This is a genomic window from Streptomyces murinus (assembly GCF_002154555.1).
In the GTDB taxonomy this organism is placed as follows: domain Bacteria; phylum Actinomycetota; class Actinomycetes; order Streptomycetales; family Streptomycetaceae; genus Streptomyces; species Streptomyces murinus.
The window spans coordinates 1-9241 of the sequence record NZ_MUNF01000316.1 but is presented as its reverse complement, the minus strand read 5'-3'; the positions used below and the strand labels follow the sequence as shown (position 1 = coordinate 9241).

Below are 9241 nucleotides of genomic sequence, written 5' to 3'. Positions count from 1 at the left end.
CGGCCGTCGACCCGCTCCACCAGTTCATCCACGCCGCACACCCTGGCAGAGCCCACCGACAACGCCGCCGGCCGTCCCGACACCCCGGCGCACTATTGCAAGCGCCTGCTTGCAATAGTTAGCGGGGGTGGGGCATGGTGGAGGCATGGCATCGCTGAACGTCGGCAATCTCGGTGAGTACCTGCGCGAACAGCGGCGGAACGCCCAGCTGTCGCTGCGGCAGCTCGCCGAGGCGGCCGGGGTGTCCAATCCGTATCTGAGCCAGATCGAGCGCGGGCTGCGCAAGCCGAGCGCGGAGGTGTTGCAGCAGGTCGCCAAGGCCCTGCGGATCTCCGCCGAGACGCTGTACGTCCGCGCCGGCATCCTCGACGCCGAGCGGGACCGGGACGAGGTGGAGACGCGCGCCGTCATCCTCGCCGATCCCTCGCTGAACGAGCGGCAGAAGCAGGTGCTGCTCCAGATCTACGAGTCCTTCCGCAAGGAGAACGGATTCGGGGCCGGCGAACCCGCGGACGCGGACGGCGCGGAGCAGGGAACGGACGACGACGATGCCGGCTCGCGGCGGACGGCCGGCTGACGCCGGACCAGGGCACCGGGCGCCCACCGCGAACCACACCACCTCAGCCGAACGCGAGATCCGGGAGGACCTGATCACCATGGCCATCACCGACGACCTGCGCAAGACCCTCAGCGACCCGACTCCGCTCTACTTCGCCGCCGGTACCGCCGACCTCGCCCTCCAGCAGGCCAAGAAGGTGCCCGCACTGGTCGAGCAGCTGCGCGCCGAGGCCCCGGCCCGGATCGAGAAGGTGCGCGGCACCGACCCGAAGGCCGTCCAGGAGAAGGCCACCGCCCGGGCCAAGGAGGCCCAGGAGACCCTTCAGACCAAGGTCACCGAGCTGATCGGCGGCTTCGACGTCGACCTGAAGAAGCTCGGCGAGCAGGCCCAGGACCTCGCCCTGCGCGGCGTGGGCGTCGCCGCCGAGTACGCCGTCAAGGCCCGCGAGACCTACGAGAAGGTCGCCGAGCACGGCGAGGCGGCCGTGAAGACCTGGCGCGGCGAGGCCGCCGAGGACATCGAGGACCTGGCCATCGCCGTCGAGGGCAAGCCGGAGCCCGTCGAGGTCAAGGACGAGGCCGGCCGGCCCAAGGTCGCCACGCCCGAGGCCGCCGCGGAGAAGAAGGCCGCCGCCGCCCGGAAGGCCGCGACCGCGCGCAGGACGGCCACCACGAAGAAGCCCACCCCGCCGGCCAAGTGACCGCGCGGGCGGCGGCGGGCCGGGCATCTTTGGGGTGTCCGGCCCGTTCCGCCCGTTCTATGGGTACGGTTGCGGCGTAGGGACCGAGCGGCGGAACAGGGGCGGTGGCAAGCATGCTGATGTTGGGCTTCGCGGGATTCATGGGGATCCTGAAGATCGTCCTCATGGCCCTGGCCGCGTTCGCGCTCGTCGACGCCGCGGTGCGGCGCGAGGACGCCTTCCGCGCGGCCGACAAGCAGAACAAGGTCTTCTGGCTGATCATCCTGGGCCTCGCCCTGGTCGCCAGCGTGATCTTCTCGGTCCTGGCCATCCTGCCGATCGCCGGCGCCGTGGCCAGCATCGTCTACATCGTGGACGTACGCCCCGCGCTCAAGCACGTCACGGGCGGCGGAGGCTACGGCCGTCGCCGCGGCAGCAGCAGCGACGGTCCGTACGGGCCGTACAACGGCGGCCGCTAGCCACCACCGCGGTCGGCGGGCCGCCCTCCGGTACCGGCGGTCACGCCGTCCGGTCCCCCCGGTACCGGCGGCCTACGCCGTCCTGTCCCCCCGGTACCGGCCTACGCCGTCCGGTCCAGCAGGACGACCGCCACGTCGTCCGCCAGCTCGCCCTCGTTGAGCCGGCGCACCTCCTGCACCGCGGCCCGCAGCAGCTCCTCGCCCCGCAGGCCCTCGGCGAGCTGGCGGCGGATCATCTCCACCATGCCGTCCTGGCCGAGCCGCTCCCCGCCGGCCCCGACGCGCCCCTCGATCAGCCCGTCGGTGTAGAGCATCAGGCTCCACTCGGCGCCCAGCTCCACCTGCATCCGCGACCAGCGCGCCCCGGGCAGCATCCCGAGGGCGGGACCGTTGTTGTCGTACGGCAGCAGCCGCGCCGGTACGCCGGGGCGCACCAGCAGCGGGGCCGGATGGCCGGCCAGGCACAGGCCCGCGTGGCGGCCGTCGGGCGCGATGTCCACCGTGCACAGCGTCGCGAAGATCTCCTCGTCCGGGCGCTCGTGCTCCAGCACCTCCTGGAGGGTGCCCAGCAGCTCGTCCCCGCACAGCCCCGCGAGGGTGAGCGCCCGCCAGGCGATCCGCAGCTCCACGCCGAGCGCCGCCTCGTCCGGGCCGTGCCCGCAGACATCGCCGATCATGGCGTGCACCGTGCCGTCGGGGGTGCGCACGGCGTCGTAGAAGTCGCCGCCGAGCAGCGCGCGCGAGCGGCCCGGACGGTACCGGGCCGCGAACCGCAGCGAGGAGCCGTCGAGCAGCGGCGTGGGCAGCAGCCCCCGCTCCAGGCGCCGGTTCTCCTGCGCCCGCAGCCGGCTCTCGGTGAGCCGGCGCTCCGCGGTGTCGGATCGTTTCCGCTCCACTGCGTACCGGACGGCGCGGCTGAGCAGCCGGCTGTCCAGCTCGTCCCGGACGAGGTAGTCCTGCGCGCCGACGCGCACCGCCTCCGCGCCGCGCTCGGCGTCGCCGGAGCCGGTCAGGGCCAGCACGGCATGCCGGGGCGCGAGCTGGAGGACGTGGTGCAGCACGGCCAGCTCGTCATCGGTGTCGCCGCCGCCCGGCGCGGGCAGCGCCAGGTCCAGCAGGATGCAGTGGACGTCGTCGGTGAGCAGCCGCTCGGCCTCGGTGAGGTTGCGGGCGGTGCGGACCCGGACCGGCTTGCCTGCCGAGTCCAGCAGTTCGGGCACGATCGGCGAGCCGACCGGGTCGTCCTCGATCAGCAGCAGGGTGAGAGTGGCGCCGCTCGTGGGCGCGGCGTCGCGGTGGGCCTCTTCCTTGAGGGGGCCGCCGACGGCGCCGGCGGCCTGCGCCTGACCACTCTCCACGGCCGGGATCGCTCTCTGCCGCGGTACGGGTACGGGCATCGTCTGGGTTCCTTCCCTCCCCCCGAGGGCACGGCGGTGTCGAGGGTCTCGACCCACCGACGGGTGACCCTAGCGGGTGGGGCCACCCCGATGGAATGGTGTGAGCCGCGTCGCTCTGGCGCAGGCCACTGTCATATGCCGCTTTCCGTACCGCAGTTGGACAGCGCACCGGGCCCCGGGGGATGACGAAGCTCACGTCCTGCCCCGGTTTGCACGGGGGTTGGCGGTGGAGTGGGTCACATGACCCGCGTCACCGGGGCAAAAGCCGTATAACGCGGGTCACGCGACGCGCCTCACACCCCTGCCGCGGACGGTCGGCACCCCTGTCCCGAGATCGCCCCGAGCGGGCCGACGGCCTCACGCGTCAGGTCGTACGACCCCCAGGATCGGCATCGAACCCGCGCCCGCGACCGTCACCGAACGCCCCGGACGCGGCGCCTGGATGATCGCGCCGTCCCCTATGTACAGGGCGACATGGCTGGCGTCGTCGAAGTAGATGACGAGGTCGCCGGGTCGCATGTCCTTGACGTCGATGTGCTTGAGCTGCTTCCACTGCTCCTGGGAGGTGCGCGGGATGGGGCGGCCGGCCGCGGCCCACGCCTGGGAGGTCAGCCCCGAGCAGTCGAAGGAGTCCGGGCCCGCGGCGCCCCATACGTACGGCTTGCCGAGCTGGGCGGTGGCGAACGCCACGGCCTTCTCGCCCGCCGCGGACGCCTTGCCGTGGATCCGGTCGAGGATGCCGGTGTCCAGCCAGGCGGTCTGCGACTTCAGCGCGGCCTTCTGCTCCAGCTGCGCGAGCCGCTGCCGCTGCTTCTCCTCCAGTGACGACTCCAGCTTCTTCGCGGCGTCGATCTGCTGCTGGATCTTCTTCTTGGCGCTCGCCTTGGCCTTGCGGTCGGTGTCCAGCTTCTTCCACTGGGCGGCCGCGTCGGAGGCGTAGTCCTGCAACTGCTTCTGGGTGTCGGTGCGTTCGCCGATCAGATGGTTGGCCGCCTGCTGGCTCTGGAGGACCAGACCGGCGCCGTCCAGGAACTGGTCCGGGTCGTCGCTGAGCAGGAACTGGGCGGTGGGCGGCACCCCTCCGGTGCGGTACTGCTCCCGGGCCGCCGCGCCTGCCTGGTCCTTGAGCTGGGCGAGCTTCTGCTGCCCGGCCACGATCTTCTTGGCCAGCGAGACGAGCTCGGCGGACTGCTTCTTCGTCTTCTCCTCCGCCGCGTTGTACGCGTCGGTGGCCACGGCCGCGTCGTGGTAGAGCTTGTCCAGCTTCTCGCGGACCTGCTCAAGATCCTTGTCCGGCACGGGTTTCGGGCTTGTGCCGGCCGCCGGACCGGTGTCCTGCGGGGGTGCCGGCGCGGCGAGCGCCGTCCCGGGGGCCGCGAGTACGGCCACCGCGCAGACCACGGTCAGGGCGGCCGCGAGCAGACCGCGCTTGCCCGTACCCATACCTACCCCCCAGCTGATTTACCGTCAGTAACTTACGAACGCCTGAGGGATCGTGCCACGGCCGCGCGCAAAGCGACAGAGGCCATGAGGAAAGTCGGATTTCCCCCGTGACCGGCCAGGACGACGATCACCTCGCCCGTCTGACGAACGACGCGCCGGGTTCGTTCCGTTGCCCGCCCACCCGAAGGGGTGGTTTCAACCGTTCCGGCCCACAATCAGCCCTGCGGCGCCAACGCCCCCCACGCCACCGTCACTTCACCCTGCCGCCAGCGGACCGGCGCGTCCGTCACCGGCCAGTCCGCGGTGAGGGCGCGCACCGTGCGCAGCCAGCGCTGCCGGGCCCCGTACGCGGCGTACGGCGCGGCCGCCGCCCAGGCGCGGTCGAAGTCGCGCAGGAAGGCGTGCACCGGCTCGCCCGGGACATTGCGGTGGATCAGCGCCTTCGGCAGCCGTTCGGCGAGGTCGGAGGGGCGGTCCAGGGAGCCGAGCCGGGTGGCGAAGGTGACGGTCCGCGGCCCCTCGGGCCCGAGCGCCACCCAGACGTGCCGCCGCCCGATCTCGTCGCACGTCCCCTCGACCAGCAGCCCCCCGCGCGAGCCGTCGCCCGCCGGGGCCAGCCGCGCGCACAGCCGCTCCCAGACGGCGGCGACCTGGTCCTCGTCGTACTGGCGCAGCACATTCGCCGCGCGGATCAGCAGTGGCCGTCCGGGCACCGGGACCTCGAAGCCGCCGTGCCGGAAGACCAGCCCCTCGCGCTCGTACGGCCGCGCCGCCGCGACCCGCTCCGGCTCGATCTCGATGCCGACGACCCGGGTGCGGGGAGCGGCGGTGCGCAGCCTGCCGAGCAGTTCCACGGCGGTCCAGGGGGCGGCGCCGTACCCGAGGTCGACGGCGACCGGCTCGGCGGCGCGGCGCAGCTCGGCGCCGTGGACGGCCGCGATCCAGCGGTCCATGCGGCGCAGCCGGTTGGGGTTGGTGGTGCCGCGCGTCACGGTCCCCACGGGACGGCGGGCGGATGCGCGGGTTGCCATGAGTACGAGGGTAAAGGGGGCCGGGAAGGAGACCGGCCGGGGGCCGGGAGGCCCGGGAGCCGGGAAGGGGACAGGTCGGTGGCCGGGTTGAGCCAACCAAGGTAATGATTCGGTAAAGCGGCTTGTTCCGGAAATGGCCGGCACCCCGCCCGCTGTTGCACCCCCTTGGAGGGCGCAGGCGAGTCCTCCGTCCGGCATGCCCGCAGCAAGGAGGACCGCCACGTGAGCCAGTACGCCAGCAGGCTCGGGCGCCGCTCCCCGTCCGCCGCGCCCCGGCTACGGCTGCTCCGCAGGCCCCGCAGGGTCGCGATGCTCTCCGTGCACACCTCTCCCCTGCACCAGCCCGGCACCGGCGACGCGGGCGGTATGAACGTCTACATCGTCGAGCTGGCCCAGCGGCTCGCCGCGCTCGGCATCGAGGTGGAGGTCTTCACCCGGGCCACCGCGGGCGATCTGCCGCCCACCGTCCAGCTCGCCCCCGGCGTCCTGGTCCGGCACGTCGACGCGGGCCCCTACGAGGGCCTCGCCAAGGAGGAGCTGCCCGCCCAGCTGTGCGCCTTCACACACGGCGTGATGCAGGCCTGGGCCGGCCACCGCCCCGGCTACTACGACCTGGTCCACTCCCACTACTGGCTCTCCGGCCATGTCGGCTGGCTCGCCGCCCAGCGCTGGGGCGTCCCCCTGGTGCACGCCATGCACACCATGGCCAAGGTCAAGAACGCCAATCTGGCCGCAGGCGACCGCCCCGAGCCCGCCGCCCGGGTCATCGGCGAGACCCAGATCGTCGCCGCCGCCGACCGGCTGATCGCCAACACCGACGACGAGGCCGGCGAACTGGTCCGGCACTACGACGCCGACCCCGGCGCGGTCGCCGTCGTCCACCCCGGCGTCAATCTGGAGCGCTTCCGCCCCGCCGACGGCCGGGCCGCCGCCCGCGCCCGCCTCGGCCTGCCCAAGGACGCCCTGATCCCCCTCTTCGCGGGCCGCATACAGCCCCTGAAGGCCCCGGATGTGCTGCTGCGCGCGGTCGCCGTCCTCCTCGACGAACGCCCCGAGCTGCGCTCCAAGATCCTCGTGCCCGTCGTCGGCGGCCCCAGCGGCAGCGGCCTCGCCAAGCCCGAGGGGCTCCAGAAGCTGGCCGCCCGGCTCGGCATCGCGGATGTCGTACGGTTCCGCCCGCCCGTCGGCCAGGAGCAGCTCGCGGACTGGTTCCGGGCCGCGTCCGTGCTGGTCATGCCGTCCTACAGCGAGTCCTTCGGGCTGGTCGCCATCGAGGCGCAGGCGGCCGGCACCCCGGTGCTCGCCGCCTCGGTCGGCGGGCTGCCGGTGGCGGTGCGCGACGGCGAGACCGGCTTCCTGGTCGAGGGGCACGAACCGGCCGACTACGCGCGCGTCCTCGCCCGGTTCGCCGACGAGCAGGCCCTCACCGCGCGCATGGGCGACGCCGCCGCCCGGCACGCGAGGTCCTTCGGCTGGGACGCGGCGGCCGCGGCGACCGCCGACGTCTATACGGCCGCGACCCAGTCGTACCGCCGTCGCGTACGCTCCCACCATGGGTGATGTCGAGAAGGCAGGGCAGGTCCTGGCGGCCGTCTTCCAGGACGCCGAACTGGAGTGGGAGAACCCCGAGAGGGGGACCTACGTGGTCAAGCTGCCCGGCACCCACAAGCTGTCCACGACCGTCTCCTTCCTCGTCGGCCGGCACTCCCTCTCCCTCAACGCCTTCGTCGTGCGCCACCCCGACGAGAACGAGCCGGGCGTCCACCGCTGGCTCCTGGAGCGCAACCTCAAGCTGTACGGCGTGAGTTACGCCGTCGACCGCCTCGGCGACGTCTACGTCACCGCGCGCCTCCCGCTCGCCTCCGTCACCCCCGACGAGATCGACCGCCTCCTCGGCCAGGTCCTGGAGGCGGCCGACGGCGCCTTCAACTCCCTGCTGGAGCTGGGCTTCGCGACCTCCATCCGCAAGGAGCACGCCTGGCGCGTCTCCCGCGGCGAGTCCACCCGCAACCTGGACGCCTTCAAGCACCTCATCGAGCGCCCGGCCGAGTGAGCCACCGGAGGGGTGCGGTGCCCGGCCGAGCGAGCCACCGGAGCGTTGCGGTGTCCGGCCGAGCGAGCTTCCCGAGGGCTACGGCGCCCGGCCGGGTGGCCCCTCGGAGGGCTGCGGCGCGCGGCCGAGTGAGCCGCGCGGCCGAGTGAGCCGCGTGGGCTACGGCGCCCGGCGCGCCCCGCTCCGATAGCGGCCCGGTGGCACCCCGACCAACTTCCGGAAGTGGCGGGTGAGATGGGCCTGGTCGTAGAACCCGGTCAGGGCCGCCACCTCGCCCGGCGGCAGCCCGTCCAGCAGCAGCCGGCGGGCCCGCCCGACCCGGCGTGACATCAGATACTGGTGCGGCGCGATGCCGTACGCACCGCTGAACGCCCGCACGAGATGGGCGGGATGGGCGTGCAGCAGCCCGGATGCCTCCGTCAGCGAGATGCCGTCGGTGAGCCGGGAGTCCAGCAACTCCCTGAGCTTCCGTGCGAGTTGCGGATCCCGGCGCGGACTCGACGACTCGACGCGCCGCCGCAGATGCCCCCGCAGCCGCTCCCCGACGAGGGTCAGCCTGCTCTCCGCCTCCAGCTCGTCGCCGGGCCGGGCGAGGGCCGCGTGCAGCTGTCCGACCCGCAGCCGCAGCACGGGGTCGCGCAGATCGGGTCCGTCGACGGCCGCCCCGATCAGCTCCTCGCCGAGCCGGCTGCTGTCGAGGTAGACGACCCGCTTGCGGAAGCCGCCGGGGGTCGCGGGGGAGCCGTTGTGCGGCACATGCGGGGGCAGCAGGCTGACCGTGTCGAGCGGGGTGCCGTGCGCGTGCCGGTCGAGGTCGTAGCGGACCGCGCCGTCGTCCACGATGAGCAGCGTCCACGCGTCATGGACGTGCATCGGATAGGCGTACTCGGTGAAATGGGCGTGGAAGACCTCGGTGACGCCCGGCACCCGGGGACGCCACGCGCTCACTTCCTCGCCCGGGGCTCCGCGCGCGGACCCGTTCGCGGCGCCGCTCGTGGCCCTGCTCATGGCCATGCAAACAACGTACAAGACGCCGCCGGGCCGGGATCGGCAGTCTCGTCCCATGAGCACCTCGACCCCCGCCCCGGTCTCCTTCGAGCCCGCCGGGCCCATCCGGTTCGACACCAAGATCGCCGTACTGCTGCGCGCGGACCTGGCCTCCTGGCAGCGGCTGAACGTCACCGCGTTCCTGGTCAGCGGCCTGGGCGCGACGCTGCCCGAGGTGGTCGGCGAGCCCTACGAGGACGCGGACGGCGCCCGCTACCTGCCCATGTTCCGGCAGCCGGTGCTGGTCTTCGAGGGAGAGAAGGAGACCCTGCGCGCGGCCCACGGGCGGGCGCTCGGCCGGGCCCTGCCCTGCGCGGTGTTCACCGCGGACCTGTTCGCCACCGGCAACGACCGCGACAACCGCGCGGCGGTGCGCGCCGTACCGACGGCCGATCTGGATCTGGTCGGGCTCGCGGTGTACGGCCCGCGGGGCGGGGTGGACAAGGTGCTGAAGGGGGCGCGCATGCATCCCTGACGCCCGCGCGCCCCCTTCAGCGGGTGGGGCCAGGGGAGGCGCGGCCGGACCCCCGTACCGGCCGCGCCTCCCCTGGCC

10 protein-coding genes are annotated in these 9241 nt (G+C 73.3%); 6 read left to right on the top strand and 4 right to left on the bottom strand.

What is annotated here, in order from left to right; all coding sequences use genetic code 11:
- The first annotated feature begins 145 nt into the window (after positions 1 to 145).
- The 3 genes from CCN72_RS19595 to CCN72_RS19585 all read left to right on the top strand — a co-directional run bounded on the left by CCN72_RS19595 (position 146) and on the right by CCN72_RS19585 (position 1717).
- Positions 146 to 577 carry a helix-turn-helix domain-containing protein gene (locus tag CCN72_RS19595; RefSeq protein WP_086808637.1) on the top strand — a complete coding sequence of 144 codons (432 nt, stop codon included), beginning with the start codon at positions 146 to 148 and terminating at the stop codon, positions 575 to 577.
- Positions 578 to 656: 79 nt separating this feature from the next.
- A complete protein-coding gene (locus tag CCN72_RS19590) occupies positions 657 to 1259 on the top strand; it encodes an ATP-grasp domain-containing protein (protein WP_086808639.1) in 603 nt (200 codons plus the stop codon).
- 113 nt (positions 1260 to 1372) lie between these two features.
- Entirely contained in the window at positions 1373 to 1717 is a 345-nt protein-coding gene (locus CCN72_RS19585) for a DUF2516 family protein (protein WP_037653424.1), read from the top strand.
- Between the two features lie 101 nt (positions 1718 to 1818).
- Here CCN72_RS19585 and CCN72_RS19580 read toward each other — a convergent pair whose 3' ends face one another.
- From CCN72_RS19580 to CCN72_RS19570, 3 genes are all read right to left on the bottom strand, one after another.
- Positions 1819 to 3114, bottom strand: a complete 1296-nt coding sequence (locus CCN72_RS19580; protein WP_086808636.1) for a PP2C family protein-serine/threonine phosphatase — start codon at positions 3112 to 3114, stop codon at positions 1819 to 1821.
- Positions 3115 to 3471: 357 nt separating this feature from the next.
- Entirely contained in the window at positions 3472 to 4557 is a 1086-nt protein-coding gene (locus tag CCN72_RS19575) for a C40 family peptidase (protein ID WP_086808635.1), read from the bottom strand.
- 215 nt (positions 4558 to 4772) lie between these two features.
- On the bottom strand, positions 4773 to 5588 hold the full coding sequence (locus CCN72_RS19570) for a class I SAM-dependent methyltransferase (RefSeq protein ID WP_086808634.1): 816 nt from the start codon (positions 5586 to 5588) through the stop codon (positions 4773 to 4775).
- A 222-nt stretch (positions 5589 to 5810) separates the two neighbouring features.
- Here CCN72_RS19570 and mshA point away from each other — a divergent pair, with 222 nt between their 5' ends.
- On the top strand, positions 5811 to 7148 hold the full coding sequence (mshA, locus tag CCN72_RS19565; RefSeq protein ID WP_085568608.1) for a D-inositol-3-phosphate glycosyltransferase: 1338 nt from the start codon (positions 5811 to 5813) through the stop codon (positions 7146 to 7148).
- Complete coding sequence (locus CCN72_RS19560) at positions 7141 to 7641, top strand: type III secretion system chaperone family protein (protein WP_086808632.1); 501 nt, start codon at positions 7141 to 7143, stop codon at positions 7639 to 7641. Before mshA ends, CCN72_RS19560 begins: the two co-directional genes overlap by 8 nt.
- Positions 7642 to 7800: 159 nt before the next feature.
- Here CCN72_RS19560 and CCN72_RS19555 read toward each other — a convergent pair whose 3' ends face one another.
- On the bottom strand, positions 7801 to 8649 hold the full coding sequence (locus CCN72_RS19555; protein WP_086808631.1) for a helix-turn-helix transcriptional regulator: 849 nt from the start codon (positions 8647 to 8649) through the stop codon (positions 7801 to 7803).
- Positions 8650 to 8653: 4 nt separating this feature from the next.
- Between CCN72_RS19555 and CCN72_RS19550 the strand changes: the two genes are divergently transcribed.
- The gene (locus CCN72_RS19550; protein ID WP_086808638.1) at positions 8654 to 9163 is read left to right on the top strand and encodes a DUF2000 domain-containing protein; all 510 of its coding nucleotides are present in this window, start codon (positions 8654 to 8656) and stop codon (positions 9161 to 9163) included.
- Positions 9164 to 9241 lie beyond the last annotated feature (78 nt).